We start from the raw sequence: 18,651 nt of genomic DNA, 5'->3' as shown, positions 1-18,651 counted from the left end.
GGCTTCATGCGTCACGCAACTCGCGGCGCAGGATTTTTCCCACATTCGATTTGGGCAGCTCGCCGCGGAACACGAACTGACGCGGCATCTTGTAGCCGGTCAGATTCGCGCGGCAATAATCACTCAGCGACTGCTCGGTCAGGGTCTGGTTACGCGGGACCACGAAGACCTTGACCGCCTCGCCGGTGCGCTCGTCCTTGATGCCCACCGCGGCGCATTCGAGCACATCAGGGTGCGCTACCACGACATCCTCGATCTCGTTGGGGTACACGTTGAACCCGGACACCACGATCATGTCTTTCTTGCGGTCGACGATTTTCAGATAACCCTCCGGCGTCACGATCGCGATATCCCCGGTGCGCAACCAGCCGTCGTCGGTCATGACCTTGGCGGTCTCGGCGGGATTCTGCCAGTAGCCGAGCATCACCTGCGGCCCGCGCACGCACAGTTCGCCGGGCTGCTCCGGGCCGAGCTCCACGCCGGCGTCATCGAGTATGCGCACTTCGGTCGAAGGCACGGCCACGCCGATGGTGCCGAGCCGGTTGGCGTTGACCGGGTTCACCGATATGCAGGGCGAGGTTTCGGTCATGCCGTAGCCCTCGACGATCTCGATGCCGGTGACTTCCTGCCAGCGCCGCGCCGCATCCATCGTGAGCGCCATGCCTCCCGACATCGTCAGCTTGAGACGGGTGAAATCGAGCGCCCGGAATCCATCGTCGTTGCACAGCGCCACGAACAGCGTGTTGAGCCCGGCGAATCCGCTCGGGCGAAACTCGCGAAACGCCGCAACCAGGCTCTGCAGATCACGCGGGTTGGGAATCAGCACGGTATGGCAGCCGCGTGCCATCATCGTCATGCAGGCATTGAAGGCATAGATGTGGTACAGCGGCAACGGCAGCACCAGCAATTCCTCTCCTTCGCGGAAGGGGTAGGTCGAGAACAGCGCGCCGGCCTGTTGCACGTTGCAGACGATATTCCCGTGGCTGAGCATCGCGCCCTTCGACACGCCGGTGGTGCCACCCGTGTACTGCAGCACCGCGACATCATCGAGTGAAGACTGCGCTTCCCGATGTGTCGCGCGCGCACCGAGCGCGAGCGCGCGATTGAGAGCAACCGCGCCCGGAATGTCGTAGGCTGGCACCATTTTTTTCAGGTAGCGGGCCCCGGCGTTCAGCAGCAGGCGGCGCGGCAACGGATGCAGATCGGCCAGCTCCGTGATCACTACGTGACGGATACCGATGTCCTTCAGGACCTGCTGCGCGCCGGCCGCCATATTGGCCAGCAACACCAGCGCCCTGGCGCCCGAATCGCGGAACTGGTGCTCCAGCTCGCGCGGCGTGTAGAGCGGGTTGGTGTTCACCACGATCAGTCCGGCACGCATCGCGCCGAAGAACACCACCGGATACTGGATCAGGTTTGGCATCTGTATCGCGATCCGGTCGCCGGGCTCGAGATCGGTGTGCTGCTGCAGCCACGCCGCGAAATTTGCCGACAGCCGATCGAGTTCACGATAGCTGATCGTGCGCCCGAGGCTGGTGAACGCCGGGTTGTCGGGGAAGCGCGCGACCGCGCTCGCCAGCAGCGCATTGATGCTGGTGTAGGCAGGATCGCCCATCTGCCGCGGCATGGACGCGGCGCTGCGCGCCTGCTCGACGAGTGTCTGGATGCTCATGGCGATGCCTTTGTGCTGAGGGCTGCGAAACAGGCGGTCACTCTACCCAAGAAGCTTTGCAACTGGCAATCGACCCGCGCCGCTGCAATAATCCGCGCGCCAAGCCAGCGGAGAAACAGCGATGAGCCTGCTCGAGAATTTTAGCTTCGATGAACTCGTGATCGGCCAGAGCGCGAGTTACAGCCGGGTGGTCACCGACGAGGCCGTGCGGCTTTTCGCCGCGGTCTCGGGCGACGTGAATCCGGTACACCTGGACGAGGAATTCGCCGCCACAACTCAGTTCAAGGGACGCATCGCCCATGGCATGTTCACGGCGGGGCTGATCTCGGCGGCAATAGCAATGGAGCTGCCCGGGCCCGGTGTGATCTATCTCGGGCAGGAGCTGCGCTTCGAGCGACCCGTGCGCATCGGCGACACGATCACCGTCGAGCTGACCGTGAGCGGCAAGACACCGGGCAAAAACTTCGTGCAGTTGCAGACCGTTGCGCGCAACCAGCACGGCAAGACCGTGGTGTCGGGTGTGGCCAACGTGTTGCCGGCAGCGGAAAAGATACGCATCGAGCGGCCCGCGGAGCCACGCGTCAGCGTGCTCGGCTGAAAGCGCCGGCGCGGATTCCTACGACGTGGTCTTCGGCTGTTCGAACTGCGTCGGATCGAGGAACTGCAACCTGAGAACCGCGACGCCGGCCTCGGGCTTGTCCATGCCGAGCATCAGTACATTGCTGGTGCCATCGGCCGTAATGATCGCCGGCACATTGAACAGCAGGGCGCCGGTTTCCTCGCTGCTGTAGATATTCAGATCGCCCTTCATGCGCACCCGCTCGGCCAGCCGCCCCAGCAGTTGCGGCAGCGCGTGACGAAATGCGGTAAAACTCAGGCGGCCACGGTATTGGCCATGATCGAGCGCCACCCGGAACAGGAGCTCCGAGCGATCCTCCAGCCGCAGCTTGGCCAGATCGAGCACGCCTCCGCCCTGGACCCGTGCAAAATGACGCTTGGCCTGGGCGCGCGAGGCCTTGATGAACGCGACGTGCAGCAGGTTGACCGCTGCAGTCACGACGCGGTGGGGTTCCATGCTGACGTTCTGGGTATCGCTCATTGCCGAAGCTGTCCGGGATTGCAGGGGCGCCTAAATTAGCCGATCACGTCGCACAGGGCTAGAGATACGGCGAGAACATCCAGAAAAAGGCATCGCGCAGACGGCGCGGCAGACTCCGACCGCGCCAGTCGCCGTGCTGCAGTTCGCGCGCGTGTTCGAGGCTCGTACGGAAATGCGCTGCCAACTCTGCACCGAAGGTGTGATCGTAGACCTCCACCGCGATTTCGAAATTGAGTCGCAGACTGCGTGGATCGAGGTTCGAGGAACCGATCTGGGCATAGTAATCATCCACCAGGAACAGCTTGCTGTGCACGAAGGGGCCGTCCAGGAAATGCACCCTGACTCCCGATTTCAGCAGAAAGCCGATGCTGTGCATGGCGGCCCAGGTCATGAACGGGAAATTATTGTGCGCGGGCAGCACGATCGTGACTGCCACGCCGCGCAGGGCCGCGATCTGCAGCGCCACGGCCAACTCGCGTGGCGGCAGGAAATAAGGCGTCATGATACGGATGCTGGTGCGCGCCAGCGAGATCGCCCCGAGCAGTACCCACATCAGCTTGTCGAGGTCCTCATCGGGGCCGTCCACGATCACGCGACATTCGGCCGCATCGCCCGATAACATCTGCGGACCCGGCTCCACGAGGGGCACGCGCCCACAGCAGAACGTCCAGTCGGCACGAAATACCCGCTCGATCTGTGCGACCACCGGTCCGCAAAGATGGAAATGCACATCGATAACCCGTGGCGGGTGGTCCTCGGACCCGGAGACATGCTTGGTGCGCAGATTCATGCCACCGGTAAATGCCTCCGCGCCGTCGACCACCAGGATCTTGCGGTGATTGCGCAGGTTGATCGAGAAATTGGGTGGAAACAGACGCGGTGGCAGAAAGCGTTGCACCTCGACACCGGCACGGCGCAGCGCGGCCCCGACCCGTGGAAAGGAATACAACTCGCCGAAACCATCGAGCAGCACCCGCACTTGCACACCACGCTGCTGCGCCTCGGCCAGCGCAGCGACGAACTCGCGACCAATACCGCGCGAATCAAAAATATAGGTAGCCAGGTAGACATAACGGCGGGCACGACGGATCGCTGCGAGCATCGCGGGGTAGGCCTGGTCGCCGTTGTGCAGAGCCTCGACGCTGTTACCCGTCAGCAGCGCGTTGCCACTGGCGGCGCGTCCCAGTTGCGCAAGGTTGCGGTATTCGGCCGCGATGAGGCTCTCGGCGTCGCACGGATCCGGCTCTGCGAGCGAACCGGGCTGCGCAATCGTCATGAGCGGGTGCAGGCGCTGGGCACGGGTGCGGATGCGGTTGTTGCCGAGCGCCAGGTACAGCAATACCCCGAGCAGCGGGAAAAACAGGCACAGGCTCACCCACGCGGCCGCGCTGCGCGGATCGCGCTTGGTCAGCAACGCATGGCCGGCGCCGAGCGCCGATGCCGCCACGCCGAGCAGCAATACCAGCAGGTGCAGCAAATCCGTGAATGGCTCGAGCGTCATGGGGCCACGCGAATCACGGACGCGGGCCGCCGGACCGATAGTGCATTCGAGATCTCCCTGCGCGCCCTGTTTGCCATTACGCCAAGTTAAGACCAAAAGCGGCGAGTGGCAATCGCCACCGCGCGTCTCGGGGCGGGCTCAGCCAGGCATGGCGCGGGATCGGATCACCACCGAAGGGCGCACGCACCACACCGCGCAGCCGCGGATGCTGGACCCGTATCCCCGACCATGGCTGCCCATGTTCCGCGTTCCGGTTGACATCCGTCATGGAAGGATGTGCGATAGCCCATCACCCTGCATGATTGCCGCCGGGTGCCAGGCTCGGCGGAGGCCATGTGCCACGCGACAAATGCACGACACGCCCGGGCAGCGGAGGATCTGCAGATGAATCGGCCAATAGCCGCGTCAGCACTTTGCCTGACCACGATATTCCTGAACGCCTGCGGAATCGTCGCGCCGGAGCGTACCGCCTATTCGGCGCAGTGGCCATCGCTCCCGCCTGCCGCGAGCCGACGCTGTGCGCCGCCGCTCGGGATGTTTGCCAACGCCAGCGGTCGCGAGAATCTTGGCAAGGATTCGGGCTTTGCGGCGCCAACGCTTGCCCAGGTCCTTGGCGTCCACAGCCAGGGCGACGGTGTGACCCATGTCGCCATCGAGAACGCGCCCGGAAACAAGCTCAGGATCAGCAGCTTCGATATCGTCGATGGCGCGCAACTCAAGGTCGGAGAGCAATTGCTCGATCTCGCCGACTCGAGCTGCCACGAGGGTCGCTGGACGATTGCGACAACCCCGACGCATACGAGTTGGGTTGGCAGCGGGCAGGAAAACTACGATCCGCTGTTCATGGTCACAATGCCCATTGCCACCATGGGTCTGGGTCTGCTCGCCATGCCCCTGTCCGATTGGTGGAGGTTCAGTTTCGCAGTAACCGACGACGGTTCGCTCGCGCTCAGGCGCAACAAACTCGAGTCGGGTGTGTTGATGGTAGTGTTCTACAGTCGGAAGACCGTCGAGGACGACTGGTTTCTGTACGATGCCGCCGACCTCGGGCAACTCGCCGCGCAACGCCGGACGCTACCCGCATCCTTGGCCGTTAGCGAGGTTCAACCGCTACCGGAGACACCCCTCTGCAGCGCGTCCGACGAGCGTTCTCCCGCCGAGTTGTATGGAGCGGGAATGAGCTTCTATCGAAACGCCCGCTACGAGCCGGCGCTGGCCTGCTTGCGAATGGCGGCCGAAGCGCCCGATGGCGCATCGCGCGAAGCGATGTGGCAGTTGTGCATAGTCTACGAGCTGGGCCAGGGTGTCGAACCCGATCTCGAGACCGCCAAGCTCTGGTGTGCACGCTCCGCTGCCGGTTGATGACAATCCGCTGCCAGCTGACGACCGCCGCCAGCTGACGACCGCCGCCAGTGGTCGAATCCATGAACGCGACTTTGCCAATTTCCCATCACCCAGAGGGCCTACCGGCTCCGCAAGGCGATCGTCGAGCCGCCCAACGGATGGATCACGAGAATATAAGCGTGCAAGCCGTCATGAGCCCACTTACAAAAACGCCTCGTCAGCAGAATCTGTGGGTAAATTTCGGCTCGGGTAGAGCGCCAAGTGCATGATACAAGGCGATTTCCATGGCGTGGAAGGTCCGAAAACCGAAGGCTTTTCTGGAGGTCAGTTTCGCCTTGGTGTTGAATCCCTCGACAATGCCACTGGAAAACTGCCCCTTGGCCCGAAACCAGTTGAGCAGCAACGGCCGATGACGGCGCAACATGCGTGCGACTTTCTTCATCGGCTCGATCTGCGAGTGCATCGTTTGCGTGCACCATCGATCCAGGAACTTCCCGGCCCAGTACGCCGATCGATACTGCCAGAAGAACTGGAACTCCTCCTTCAGCAGATAACTGCGCACCGACTTGAGGTTGTAGCGCAGCAGATCGGCCAACCGCGTCTCCTGTTTGTCATTGAGATTCTCCGGGCGCTTGAGCAGCAGCCAGCGTGTTTTGGTGAGCACGGGGTCATAGCCCTTCGCCTTGAGCGTTTTGACCTCGCTGGCGCGCACCTCGTCGATCGCCTTGCTGAAGTACGTCATGATGTGGAAGCGGTCGAGCACATGCACCGCGGCGCCAGCCTTCCTGGCGATCACTTTCAGGTAGGGCTTCCACATATCCGAGCAGATGGTCTTGAGCTCCCGGCTGCGCGCGGGGCCGAACCAGCGGAAGAAGCGCAGCAGGGTCTTGATCTTGCGGTGCTCGCCGATCCACAGCAGGCGCTTGCAGTGCGCATCTATCTGGTAGACCAGCGTGAGGTAGTGGTGCCCGCGCTGCCAGGCGATCTCGTCGATGCCGATGGCGCTCACCCCGTCGAGGCTCATGTGGGCTCGACCCCATGTGACAGCCATTTCCACGGCACGAAACACGCTGTCCCACGAACTGCCGAACACCTCGGCCACTTCCTTCCAGCACAAGCGCCGCGCCCAGCGGGCGAGAAACCAGGCATAGGCGTCGGTCAATTGATGTTTGCCGGAGGCCCACGGCATGCGCTCGACCTTCACGCCGCAGCGCGGGCAGTCCACGCGCCGCGGTGCATACAGCAGAAACACCTTGATCCCCCACAGCGGCACGAACTCGAAGCGGCGCTGCGCCAAGCGGTCATATCCCGCGCGCGGCGCCTCGCAACCCGAGCACCGTGCACGGCTGTTCCGTCGTTCGCTCACCAGGACTTCCAGCTCTGGCCGCGCGGGGCTGCCTGCCCAGCGTATCGACGTATACACAAAGCATTTGAATTTCTGCACGCGATTGAGGATAGTCGTCAGTTGCATCCCGGCTCCCGGTCTGTGACAAGTGTTTGGCTAGCACCTGCATTTTCTCAGAGTCGGGGTCGGGATGCTTCTCTGTGTGGACGCCGTGATGGCGCCGCGACGTATCCGGTGTGCCGTCGAGCGAATCAATCGTGGCGATCGATTTTTGTATTTCGATTTTCAGCAGCAAATTGTTGTTGTGCTGTGGAGCTTGTGGACAGCCGCCGGCCGGTGGGTAAGCGGTGGCAAACGCGAAGTGTTTTCCACGGCTTATCCACGGGAGAGCGCGAATGCGCTCAGGCGGGTATCGGCGCAGCCGACTGTCCACAAATCCATGGATTCAACCCACAGATTCTGCGGAAGAGCCTGTTTTCATGGTGCCTTGATATTGCGTCAGGACCCGGCTGGTTAATCGTCTCTTGGTTCGGGTATGGTATCGCTTGCCACTCGGTGATGCATGTTGGTCGGCTACCAATGGTTGGTCAGCGAGGCCCTGGCGCGCATCGAGACACGCTTCCAGGACGCAAGGCACAGCCATGACCGAGTTGCTCATTCTTGTGATCTTGACCCTGGGCGCCGGTCTGGCGATGCCACTGGGCGCTCTTCTTGCGCGTGTAGAAAACATCCATCCACATTGGCTGGAAGAGGAGTTTCGCCACAGCGCCATTGCGTTTGGCGGCGGGGCACTGCTGTCCGCTGTGGCTCTGGTGTTGGTACCTACCGGTATTGCCGAGTTGACTCCGCTGGCAGCTTCCACGTGCGTGGTAGCCGGGGCGCTGGGCTTTATGGCCCTGGATATCTACCTGGTGAAGCTCAATACTCCGGCCAGCCAGCTGGCGGCCATGCTGATGGATTTTGTGCCGGAGTCCATAGCCTTGGGTGCGGCCTTCGAGATGGAGAGCAATGATGCCCTGCTGATCGCCGGCTTGATCGCATTGCAAAATATCCCCGAGGGCTTCAATGCCTATCGGGAACTGAAGCAGCCCGCCCTGATGAACGGGAAAACCATCATCGTTATTTTTTGCCTGATGGCCTTGTTGGGACCGGCAGCAGGTGTCGGCAGTTATCTTTGGTTGCGCGATACACCAGGCGTGGTCGCGGTGATCGTATTGATGGCATCGGGCGGGATTTTGTATTCCATCTTCCAGGATATCGCCCCCAAGGTCAGGCTGGAGCAACACTGGGCACCGCCACTTGGCGCAGTGCTGGGCTTTGTGATGGGCATGGCAGGCTACATGCTCGCCGGGTGAATGCCGTGCGCGGCTGCTTCCGCACTTCAAATACCGATCGTAAAGCCTATCGTCATCGTCTGTGCATGTGGCAGCTGGTAGGAAGCGGTGGCGTCCTCGGTATTGGCGGCCATACGGGAAAACAAGCGATCTCGCCAGGGCGCCATGCCCTTTTGCTTGCGGTCAGCAAGCAGGCTCACGCGCCCAACGAAGTAGTTGAGGGTTGCCAGGTCCAGGGCCAGCCCGCGCTCGGCGCACAGGGCGAGGTCCGATGGAATATTGATGCCCTGCATATAACCGTAGCGAATGACGAGCCGGGTAAATCCGGCTTCGTGGGGGCTGATTTCGATCCGGCTCTCCGCATCCACCTTGGGGACCGGCTCGATCAGCACCGTGGTGAGCACAATGTCTTGATGCAGTACCCCGGTGCGGTGCAGGAACTGCTGCAAGGTCGGGGGTGTGTGCTCCAGCCTGCCCGTAAAAAAAATGGCCGTGCCGGCGATCCGCGGGATCGACTCCGCGGCGATGCGGCCGATGAAGGTCTCCAGCGTGATGGTCGATTTTGCAATGTGCTCGGCCACCAGGAAGGAACCCTGGCGCCAGGTGGTCATCACACTGAACAACACCACTCCAATCACCATGGGCAGCCAGCCGCCATCGGGGATCGTCATCAGGTTGGAGCCGAGGTAAGCCAGATCGATGGCGATGAACACCAGCAGGAAGCTCAGTGAGGACGGCCAACCCCAGCCGCCGCGCTCCCGCGCCACCCGGAAGGCCAATATGGTGGTAATGGCCATGGTGGAGTTGACCGCTACCCCGTAGGCGGCGGCGAGGTTCCCCGAGGTTTTGAATGCCAGCACCAGGCTGATGGCGGCGACCATCATGATCCAGTTGACGCTTGGCATATAGATTTGGCCACGCACCTCGGCGGAGGTTTGCCGCACCGTAAACCGCGGCATCAGGTTTAGCTGAATGGCTTGGCGCGTCAGCGAGTACACCCCGGTAATGACGGCCTGCGAAGCGATGCAGGTGGCTGCAGCGGCGAGCACGATGAGCGGATAAAGCGCCCATTCCGGGGCCAGGTGAAAGAACGGGTGCAGGCTTTCCTGGGGGTCCGCAACCAGCAGCGCGCCCTGGCCAAAGTAATTGATCAACAGAGCAGGCAGCACCACCGCGAACCACACCCGGCGGATCGGCACTCGGCCGAAGTGGCCCAGGTCGGCGTACAGCGCCTCGCCGCCCGTGGTGACCAGAAATACGCCGTACAAGGCGAGGTAGCCATTCACCCCGTTGGTGTGGAAATAGGCAAGGGCATAGGTCGGGTTGATGGCCAGCAACACTTCGGGGGCTTGGGCGATGCCGTGCACCCCCAACACCGCCAACACCAGAAACCACAGCAAGGTAATGGGACCGAAGATGGCGCCCACCCGGGCCGTGCCCTGGCTTTGAAACGCAAACAGTGCCACCAGGATGCCGATGGTCGCCGGGATGACAAAGCGCTCCAGGGCGGGCGCAGCAACCTCCAAGCCTTCGACGGCGCTGAGCACCGAGATGGCCGGGGTAATCATGGCGCCGCCATACAACATGGCCGCACCCAATATACCGAGCAGGATCAGGCCGCGCCGCGCCGGATTGCCGCGGTCGGCGTCGGGCCGCAGCAAGGCGATAAGGGCAAAAATGCCCCCCTCGCCGCGATTGTCAGCGCGCAACACAAAGACCATGTACTTGAGCGAGATGATGAGCACCAGCGACCAGAAAATCAGCGACAGGATGCCCAGGATATTGTCTGGCGTGGCAGGCAAGGGGTGCCTGCCGGAGAAGGTTTCGCGCAGGGCGTAAATGGGACTGGTGCCGATATCGCCGTACACCACGCCGAGTACCGCGAGGCCAAGAGCAGCCATGGGTGTGCTGCGGGCTTGCTCCGGCTCCGCGGCGGCCGGTGTTTTGTTATGCGCTTCGCTTATGACCATACGCATCTCGATGTCGTATCAGGCTTGCTGCCTGGTGTAGCGCGGCGCGGCAGCGATTATCCGCTCAACCCGGCCTCTTCAGGCTCATCTCTGGATTGGAAAGGACTCACACTGCGGCGCATGCGCGCGCTGCGCGGTCAATCGTCGAACTGCTCGGCGGCGCTGCCGATGCTCGCGTAGAGCTCCACCGAGCCATCGCTCTTCAGCAACCAGATCTTGTAGGGCATGAAGAAGTCGTCGCTCTCCATGCCCGGACTGCCCAGCGGCATGCCGGGCACCGCGAGTCCGCGTGCGCCGGCCGGTGGATCGGCGAGAAAGCGGCGGATGAATTTCGCCGGCACATGGCCCTCGAACACATAGCCCCCCGCGCTGACACCGGTGTGGCAGGAGGTGTAGCCCTCAGGCACTCCCCTGTCGGCCTTGAGCTTGTCGAGGTCGGCGGGGTGATGGGCGATGGTGCTGAAACCCTGCTGCTCGAGATGTTTCATCCAGTCCCCGCAGCAATGACAGCTGGGGCTCTTGTAGACGTCCAGAACGGGTCTGGCGCCGTCTTCGGCGCCGGCGCGCAGCGTGATACCGAGCGCTAGAGCAAGGCAGATCGCGAGGGTGCGTACAAGACGCGGCATGGCAAGTCTCCGGACTGCTGTGGGTGCATTGCGCGCGTCATGCGCGCATCCAGTGCGGCAGCGTACACCAATGCCGGGACGCGGTCAGTGAGTGTGCTCGAGAAATCGCGAGAGGGCTTTTGCAGTGCGCGACGAAACCGGGGTAGTGCTGCTCCACCAGCCGGTTGAGCCGCGCATCCTCAGGGCGGGCCCAGCCAGGCATGGCGCAGAATCGGATCACCGCCGAACGGCGCGCGCACCACACCGCGCAGCCGCGGATGCTGGACATACAGGCGCGCGTTCTCGTAGAGCGGAATCACCGGCACTTCATCGCGCACCAATATCTGCAGCCCGTTCATCGCGGCAAGGCGCGCCGCGGAATCGCTCGCGGTCTGCGCCGCACGTACCAGGCGATCGTATTCCCTGCTGCTGAAACGGCCACGATTCACCGGGTTCCACGAGGCGAACAACTCGCCGAAGGTGAGCGGGTCATCGAAATCCGGGCCCCAGTTGGCCAGCACCATATCGTAGTCGCCACTGTTCATCTTCTGGATACGCTGCTTGAAAATCTGCCGGTCGAGGCGCACATCCAGACCCAGCGTCTGCGCCAGCCGCGCCTGCAGATACTCGCCGAGCTTGACCGAAACCGGATCTTCCGAACTCAGCAGGTACAGCGGCGCCACCTCGTCGCCGCCCAGTTCCCGCCGCGCCTGTTCGATCAGCTCCTGCGCCCGCGCGCGCGAGCGCTCGACCGGCGCCAGCGGCCAGGCATCGATGAAACGCCGCTCGCCGGCACGCAGCACCGAGGGAAACAGCGACTCTGCCGGCCGCACTCCGGGCAGGCGCACTACCTGATCCACCACTTCGCGCGGCTCGATCGCCGCCTGTATCGCCTGGCGCAACGCACGGTTCCCGGTCAAGCGCCCGGCGCGGAAATTGAAGCCGAGAAACCACACGTAACCATCGCGGAACTGGCGCAAGCGCAGGCGTTGCGCCAGCACCTGGCCGAGCGCATCGCCGGGCACATTGGCCAGCGCAATACGCCCGTCGAGAAACAGGTTCAGCTCGGCGCGGGAGTCGCTGGTGATATAGGGAATCTCGATCCGGCGAATGCCGAGCGTAGCAGCGTCGCGGTGCCAGGGGTTTTGCTCCAGCACCAACTCGGCGCCGTGCACCCAGCGTGCCAGCCGATACGGTCCGTTGGCCAGCATGCGGCCGGCATCGGCCGCGTAGCGACTGCCCTGGCGGGCATGAAACTCCCGCGGCAGGGGCAGCAGTGTCATCAATGCGGTCAGCGCCGGAAACCAGGCACAGGGTTCCGCGAACCGCAGCTCGAGACGGTAATCTTCCGCTGCGCTGACGCCGAGCGTCTCGAGCGCCGCCTCGCCCGCGGCTATGGCACGGGCATTGAGCAGCGGAAACAGCAGCGGTGCATACTGCGCGCCGTTGGCGGGGCGCAGCACTTCGCGCCATGCATACACGAAATCCCCGGCGGTGAGCGGCGAGCCGTCCTCCCAGCGCGCATCGCGGCGCAACCAGAAGGTGGCTCCCCGATCGTTCAGCTCGTAGCGTTCGGCAACCGCCGGCGCGAGCCGGTTGTCGCGATCGTACTGCAGCAGGCCCTCACCGATATGCGCCAGCACGAAGGCACTGACCTGGTCGGTCGCGCGTACCGAATCGAGGCTCGGCGGCTCGGTGGCCAATGCCAGACGCACCACGCCCTCGCGGTCATCGATCGCCGCGCCCTGCCCCGCACTGTTTGCCGCAGCCACCAGCAACAGTGCGGCAGCGCAGCGTACAACCGCCTGCCGCCAACCCGGCTTCATCCGCGTCGTCATCGGCACCCGCGATTGCTACAATCGCCGCTTCCACCGGCAAGTGCGCTGCAGATGTCTGCTGATTCCACGCTCCCTCCTCTGGCCGTCGTACCCGCGCAACCGCAATGGCTCGATGACGGCACGCCGTACTCGCAAATGTTCGCCGATGTCTATTACAGCCGCGACGACGGACTGGCCGAATCACAATACGTGTTTCTGCAACAGAACGCACTCGAGGCGCGCTGGAGCGCGCTGCCCCGCGATTCGCACGCGGTCTTCGTGATCGGCGAGACCGGTTTTGGCACCGGGCTGAACTTCCTGCTGGCGTGGCAACTGTGGGAGCGCGTGGCGCCACCCGGCGCACGGCTGGTATTTCGCAGTCTCGAGGCCTGGCCGCTGGAGACTGCTTCCCTCGCGCGGGCCCTGGCCCGCTGGCCCGAGCTCGCGTCCTGCAGCGCGCAGCTGACGGCAAACTGGCCGCCCCTGCTGCCCGGCCTGCACAGCATCGAACTCGGGGCGGGCCGGGTCAGCCTGCAGCTGTTCTTTGGCGATGTGCTGGATGCGCTGCGCGAGTTCGGCCCGGCGCACCCGCTGGCGCCGGTCACGACGGCGGATGCCTGGTTCCTCGACGGCTTTGCGCCGGCGCGCAACCCGGCGATGTGGAGCGATGAGGTCCTCCGCCAGATCGCGGTGCTCAGCCGCCCCGGCACCACGCTCAGTACGTTCAGCGCGGCCGCCCCGGTACGCGACGCGCTCACCGCGCACGGCTTCACGGTGCGCAAGATTCCCGGCTTCGGACGCAAGCGCGACATGATCAGCGCGCATCGTGATCAGCGTGCCGCACCCATGACGCCTGTAGCGCGCAGCACACCCTGGCATATCGCAATGCACCCGCGCACAAACGAGCGCAGCGCGCTGGTGATCGGCGCCGGCATTGCCGGCTGCACCGCGGCCCTGGCACTGGCGCGCCGCGGCTGGGAGGTGAGCGTGCTCGAAAGCGCCGACGGCCCCGCTACCGGCGCATCCCAGGCCATGCTGTTCACCCAGCTGGCGCTGGGCGATTCCGCGCACGCCGAATTCACCCTGCTCGGTTATCTTCATGCACTGCGTTTCTACCGCGCCCTGCTCGGGGACGATGCCACGCAGCGCTCGGCCTGCGGAATGCTGCAACTCTATACCACCGGCAAAGACCAGGCATTGCTCGCGCGCCTGCGCCAGCGTTATGCCGCGCTCGATCGGCTGGTGCAATTCGTCGATGCGGCGCAGGCCTCGCGCCTGTGTGGCGCTCGTGTGGAGCACGATGGTTTGTTCCTGCCGGGATCGGGCTGGGTCGCGCCAAACGCCGCCCGCACCCGGGCACTCGCCCATCCGCGCATCCGTACCCGCTTCGGGGTGCGGGTCGAAACGCTGCGGCGCGCGGGCGATGGCTGGCTGGCAGGCACCGATGGACAGGGCGATTTCACCGCCGCGGCGGTGATCATTGCCAATAGCCTGGCCGCTAATAGTCTGCTCGGCCCGGCTGCAGTGCCACTCACGCCGGTGCGCGGGCAGATCACGCTGGTGCCGCGCGCATTGATTCTCGAAGCACCGCACTGCGTAATCAGCGGCGACGGTTATGTCGCACCGATGCTCGACGGGCAGCTCTGTTGCGGCGCGAGTTTCGAGCCGCACGGCAGCGGCCACGGCGCCACCGATTCCGAACATCGTGACAACCTCGAACGCCTCGCGCGCTTGTTGCCCGGCAATGTGGTGCGGGATATTGCACCCGCCGATCTCGCGGCCCGGGTGGGGCTGCGCGCCACCACGCCGGACCGTCTCCCGGTGGCCGGACCGGTGCCCGATGCCGCGGCATGCGCGGCGGAATTTGCCGCGCTTGCACGCAACGCACGCAAACCCATCGCGCGCCTTGGCAGTTATCAGGGTGGCCTCTATGCCAGCATCGGCCACGGCTCGCGTGGCATGACCAGCGCGCCGCTGTGCGCCGAGATGATCGCCGCCCATCTGTGCGGCGAGCCGGCGCCGGTCAGCGACGCCATCAGCCGTGCCCTGTCACCCGCGCGCTTCCTGCTGCGCGGCATCGTCAGGAGCAACGCGCGATGAGCTATCGCGGCACCCGCGTAGCGATCCTGTCGCTGTTGCTGACGTGGTCATCGCTGTGCCGCGCCGACGATCCGCTGGCGGCGCTGCCGGAACTCCCCTTCGTGATCGAGCAGCGTATTGCGCACGACCAGACCTTATTCACCCAGGGAATGGCATTTGACGGCGATACCCTGCTCGAAAGCGGGGGCGGTTACCGGCAGTCGCGGCTGGTGAGTCGCACCCTGCTCTCAGCGGCACCCGTCGCCAGTATCGGGCTCGAGCGCGAATGGTTTGCCGAAGGCCTGACGGTCCAGAACGGGCAATTGCTGCTGCTGACCTGGCAGGAAGGCATCGCCCAGCAATACAGCCTGCCGGAGCTCAAACCGCTGCAGCGATTTCGCTATCGCGGCGAGGGCTGGGGGCTCACCAGCGACGGCACGCACCTGATCCAGAGCGATGGCAGCGCGATACTTCGCTGGCGCGACCCGGCCGATTTCCACGTGGTGAAGGAACTGCATGTGCGCGCCGGCGGCAAGGTACTGAAACTGCTGAACGAGCTCGAATGGGCGCAGGGCTGGATTCTCGCCAATATCTGGCTGAGCGACTGGATCGTGGGTATCGATCCGGTGACCGGGAAGGCCGCCTGGAAGATCGATGTCGGCGAACTGCTGAGCGCGGCGGAACGCCGCACGGCCGATGTCCCCAACGGGATTGCCTGGCACGCGCCGAGCGGGCGACTGTGGGTCAGCGGCAAACACTGGCCGTGGCTGTTCTGCCTGCAGGTGGCATTACCTCCGATTGCCCCCGCCGCCACGCCTCAATAGAATCGCCGTCTCATCGCCCGCAGCTCCGGGCACCGTGAATCAGCGCAGGAAATCCCGAACCCGTCATGAACAGTCCCGATCAGCAAGCCCCCGCAACCCGCGCGAGCGAAACCACGCACAACGCCTTCGAATGGGTGCGCAGCGAACCGATCAGCGCGCTCAACGCGGTGATCGAGGAATATCGCCACCGCGTCACCGGCGCCCAGCATTTCCATATTGCCACCGACAACACGGAAAACGTGTTCCTGGTGGCATTGCGTACCGTGCCGCAGGATTCCACCGGGGTTGCGCATATCCTCGAGCACACGGCGCTGTGCGGCAGCGAGAAGTACCCGGTGCGCGATCCGTTTTTCATGATGACGCGCCGCTCCCTCAACACCTTCATGAACGCGTTCACCAGCAGCGACTGGACCGCCTACCCGTTCGCGAGCCAGAACCGCAAGGATTTCTTCAACCTGCTCGATGTCTACCTCGACGCGGTGTTCTTCGCCAATCTCGATCCCCTCGATTTTGCCCAGGAAGGACATCGCCTCGAATTCAGCACGCCCAGCGATACCAGCAGCCCGCTCGAATTCAAGGGCGTGGTCTACAACGAAATGAAGGGCGCCATGAGCTCGATCTCGAGCACCCTGTGGCAGACGCTGAGCAAATACCTGTTCCCGTACACGACCTATCACTACAACAGCGGAGGCGATCCGGAACACATCCCGGACCTGAGCTACCAGGGCCTGCGTGATTTCTACCGCAGCCATTACCATCCGAGCAACGCGGTGTTCATGAGCTACGGCGACATCCCGGTGGCGGAACTGCACCAGCGCTTCGAGGACCGCGCGCTGCAGCGCTTCGAGGCGCTCGATGTGCATATCGAGGTGCCCGACGAGAAGCGCTACGTCGCACCGCTCGCGGTGGAGGAATCCTATGCATGGGAAGAGGAAGGCGATGCCAGCGAGAAGAGTCACGTGGTGCTCGGCTGGCTGCTCGGCAAATCGACCAGCCTCGAGGAACTGCTGCAGGCGCACCTGCTGAACGGCATCCTGCTCGACAACAGCTCATCGCCGTTGCAGAAGGCGCTCGAGACCAGCGAACTCGGCAGCGCACCCTCGCCGCTGTGCGGGCTCGAGGACTCGCACCGCGAGATCGTGTTCAGCTGCGGCCTGGAGGGTTGCGCGAGCAGCGCGGCCCAGGATGTCGAATCGCTGGTACTCGATACCTTGCAGGACATTGCCGAAAATGGCGTGCCGATCGAGCAGGTGCGCTCGGTGCTGCACCAGCTGGAACTGCACCAGCGCGAGATCGGCGGCGATGGCTACCCGTTCGGACTGCAACTGATCCTGATGGCGATTTCCGGTGCGGTGCACCGCGGCGATCCGGTGGCGGTACTGAATCTGGAGCCGGTGCTGGAAAAGCTGCACCGCGATATCGAGGATCCCGCTTACGTCAAACGCCTGGTACGCGAGCTGCTGCTCGACAATCCGCACCGCGTGCGCCTGCTGCTGAAACCGGACACCGAACTTGCCGCACGCCGGCGCCACGCCGAGGAGCAGCGCCTGGCGAAAATCCGCGCCGGGCTCGATGAGCAACAGGCAGCGGAAATCGTCGCGACCGCCAGCACCTTGCTGGAACGGCAGAACGGGCGCCCCGACGACAGCTGCCTGCCGCGGGTCACGATTGCGGACGTGCCGGCCGATGTACCGGAAATCGAATCACGCCCCATTGCGGCCAGCACCCCGATCACGGCCTACGCACGCGGCACCAACGGGATCGTCTACCAGCAGGTGATCGTCGAACTGCCCGCACTCGGGAACGAGTTGCTGGAACTGCTGCCCTACTACACCGACTTCCTGACCGAACTCGGCAGCGGCGGCCGCGATTATCTGCAGACCCAGGCGCTGCAGGCGGCACTGAGCGGCGGGTTGAACGCCCATTCCACGGTGCGCGGTGCGCTCGATGACGAGCAACGCACGCGCGGCGTGCTGGTGCTGTCGTCAAAAGCGCTGGCACGCAATGCCACCGAGCTGTTCGCGCTGTTGCGCGAAACGCTCGAGCACGCGCGTTTCGATGAATTGCAGCGCATCGGGGAATTGCTGAGCCAGATGCGTGCACGGCGCGACCAGTCGATCACCGGCAGCGGTCATGCCCTGGCCATGAGCGCGGCCTCGAGTCGCATGAGCCCGACCGCGTTGCTGGCGCATTCGCTCTCCGGACTCGAGGGAATCCGCCGCACCCGCCGCATCGAGAAAAGCTTCCAGGACGAGGCCAATATCGCCGCCTTTGCAGCCCGGCTCGCGGCCCTGCACGAGGCCATATTGGGCGCGCCGCGCCAGCTGCTGCTGGTGAGCGATGCCGAACACACCGAGGCCAACGCGGACGAACTGCAGCGTTGCTGGCAGAACCCGGCAGCACCCGCCGCGGACACGCCGCTGGCGCTGGCGCCGGTGCGCGATACGGTCCGCGAAATCTGGCAGACCAGCACCCAGGTGAATTTCTGCGCCAAGTCCTATCCGACAGTTCCGATCGCGCACGCCGATGCGGCCGCACTGACCGTGCTCGGCGGCTTTCTGCGCAACGGCTTCCTCCATCGGGCGATCCGCGAGCAGGGCGGCGCATACGGTGGCGGCGCCTCGCAGGATTCCGGAATCGCGGCATTTCGCTTCTATTCCTACCGCGATCCGCGCACCCGCGCCACGCTCGACGATTTCGACGCCGCGCTCGACTGGCTGCAGAATACGCCCCACCAGTGGCAACAGGTCGAGGAAGCGATCCTCGGCGTGATCAGCAGCCTCGACAAGCCCGGCTCGCCGGCCGGCGAGGCCAAGAAGCATTTTCACGAGAACCTGTTCGGACGCACCCGTGCGCAGCACCGCGAGTTCCGTGCCCGGGTGCTTGCGGTCACGGTCGATGACCTGCAGCGGGTGGGCGCGAGCTATCTCGACCCGGCACGCGCAAGCCTCGCGGTGATTACCAATGCGCCCGGCGCAGCGGCTCTGAAAAAAGATCCGCTGCTTGCCGATGCGGAACTGAAAACGCTGTAACGAGAGCGACGGATTACGCGCTCGGGCCG

The 18,651-nt window shown here is 64.1% G+C and carries 13 protein-coding genes; 6 read left to right on the top strand and 7 right to left on the bottom strand.

All coding sequences use genetic code 11. The annotated features are described in order from the left end of the window. Nucleotides 1-4 precede the first annotated feature (4 nt). A complete protein-coding gene (locus tag IPF49_05070; protein MBK6287009.1) occupies nucleotides 5-1,627 on the bottom strand; it encodes an AMP-binding protein in 1,623 nt (540 codons plus the stop codon). Between the two features lie 166 nt (nucleotides 1,628-1,793). Here IPF49_05070 and IPF49_05065 point away from each other — a divergent pair, with 166 nt between their 5' ends. Further along, a complete protein-coding gene (locus IPF49_05065; GenBank protein MBK6287008.1) occupies nucleotides 1,794-2,270 on the top strand; it encodes a MaoC family dehydratase N-terminal domain-containing protein in 477 nt (158 codons plus the stop codon). An 18-nt stretch (nucleotides 2,271-2,288) separates the two neighbouring features. Here IPF49_05065 and IPF49_05060 read toward each other — a convergent pair whose 3' ends face one another. Both IPF49_05060 and cls read right to left on the bottom strand, forming a co-directional pair. Continuing rightward, entirely contained in the window at nucleotides 2,289-2,771 is a 483-nt protein-coding gene (locus IPF49_05060; protein ID MBK6287007.1) for a hypothetical protein, read from the bottom strand. 58 nt (nucleotides 2,772-2,829) lie between these two features. Beyond that, nucleotides 2,830-4,272, bottom strand: coding sequence for a cardiolipin synthase (cls, locus tag IPF49_05055; protein ID MBK6287006.1), 1,443 nt, complete (start codon nucleotides 4,270-4,272; stop codon nucleotides 2,830-2,832). Nucleotides 4,273-4,656: 384 nt separating this feature from the next. On the opposite strand from cls, the gene IPF49_05050 reads away from it, so the two are divergent. After that, on the top strand, nucleotides 4,657-5,634 hold the full coding sequence (locus tag IPF49_05050) for an SEL1-like repeat protein (GenBank protein MBK6287005.1): 978 nt from the start codon (nucleotides 4,657-4,659) through the stop codon (nucleotides 5,632-5,634). A gap of 199 nt (nucleotides 5,635-5,833) precedes the next feature. Here the strand turns inward: IPF49_05050 and IPF49_05045 are convergent, their stop codons facing one another. Then, nucleotides 5,834-7,087 carry an ISL3 family transposase gene (locus IPF49_05045; GenBank protein ID MBK6287004.1) on the bottom strand — a complete coding sequence of 418 codons (1,254 nt, stop codon included), beginning with the start codon at nucleotides 7,085-7,087 and terminating at the stop codon, nucleotides 5,834-5,836. Nucleotides 7,088-7,602: 515 nt separating this feature from the next. Here IPF49_05045 and IPF49_05040 point away from each other — a divergent pair. Further along, nucleotides 7,603-8,316 carry a divalent cation transporter gene (locus IPF49_05040; GenBank protein MBK6287003.1) on the top strand — a complete coding sequence of 238 codons (714 nt, stop codon included), beginning with the start codon at nucleotides 7,603-7,605 and terminating at the stop codon, nucleotides 8,314-8,316. 26 nt (nucleotides 8,317-8,342) lie between these two features. On the opposite strand, the gene IPF49_05035 is transcribed toward IPF49_05040, so the two are convergent. From IPF49_05035 to IPF49_05025, 3 genes are all read right to left on the bottom strand, one after another. Beyond that, on the bottom strand, nucleotides 8,343-10,196 hold the full coding sequence (locus IPF49_05035; protein MBK6287002.1) for a KUP/HAK/KT family potassium transporter: 1,854 nt from the start codon (nucleotides 10,194-10,196) through the stop codon (nucleotides 8,343-8,345). A 206-nt stretch (nucleotides 10,197-10,402) separates the two neighbouring features. After that, complete coding sequence (locus IPF49_05030) at nucleotides 10,403-10,891, bottom strand: DUF411 domain-containing protein (GenBank protein MBK6287001.1); 489 nt, start codon at nucleotides 10,889-10,891, stop codon at nucleotides 10,403-10,405. Between the two features lie 179 nt (nucleotides 10,892-11,070). After that, nucleotides 11,071-12,708, bottom strand: a complete 1,638-nt coding sequence (locus IPF49_05025) for a peptide ABC transporter substrate-binding protein (GenBank protein MBK6287000.1) — start codon at nucleotides 12,706-12,708, stop codon at nucleotides 11,071-11,073. A gap of 51 nt (nucleotides 12,709-12,759) precedes the next feature. On the opposite strand from IPF49_05025, the gene mnmC reads away from it, so the two are divergent. The 3 genes from mnmC (at nucleotide 12,760) to IPF49_05010 (ending at nucleotide 18,622) form a co-directional block, all read left to right on the top strand. Continuing rightward, the gene (mnmC, locus tag IPF49_05020) at nucleotides 12,760-14,787 is read left to right on the top strand and encodes a bifunctional tRNA (5-methylaminomethyl-2-thiouridine)(34)-methyltransferase MnmD/FAD-dependent 5-carboxymethylaminomethyl-2-thiouridine(34) oxidoreductase MnmC (protein MBK6286999.1); all 2,028 of its coding nucleotides are present in this window, start codon (nucleotides 12,760-12,762) and stop codon (nucleotides 14,785-14,787) included. Further along, entirely contained in the window at nucleotides 14,784-15,590 is an 807-nt protein-coding gene (locus IPF49_05015; protein ID MBK6286998.1) for a glutaminyl-peptide cyclotransferase, read from the top strand. Before mnmC ends, IPF49_05015 begins: the two co-directional genes overlap by 4 nt. A gap of 65 nt (nucleotides 15,591-15,655) precedes the next feature. Further along, nucleotides 15,656-18,622, top strand: coding sequence for an insulinase family protein (locus tag IPF49_05010; GenBank protein MBK6286997.1), 2,967 nt, complete (start codon nucleotides 15,656-15,658; stop codon nucleotides 18,620-18,622). Nucleotides 18,623-18,651: the final 29 nt, after the last annotated feature.

The sequence above is a fragment of the Gammaproteobacteria bacterium genome (genome assembly GCA_016705365.1).
In the GTDB taxonomy this organism is placed as follows: Bacteria; Pseudomonadota; Gammaproteobacteria; order Pseudomonadales; family UBA5518; genus UBA5518.
The sequence above is the reverse complement of the archived record's forward strand: the minus strand, read 5'-3'. Positions and strand labels throughout refer to the sequence as shown.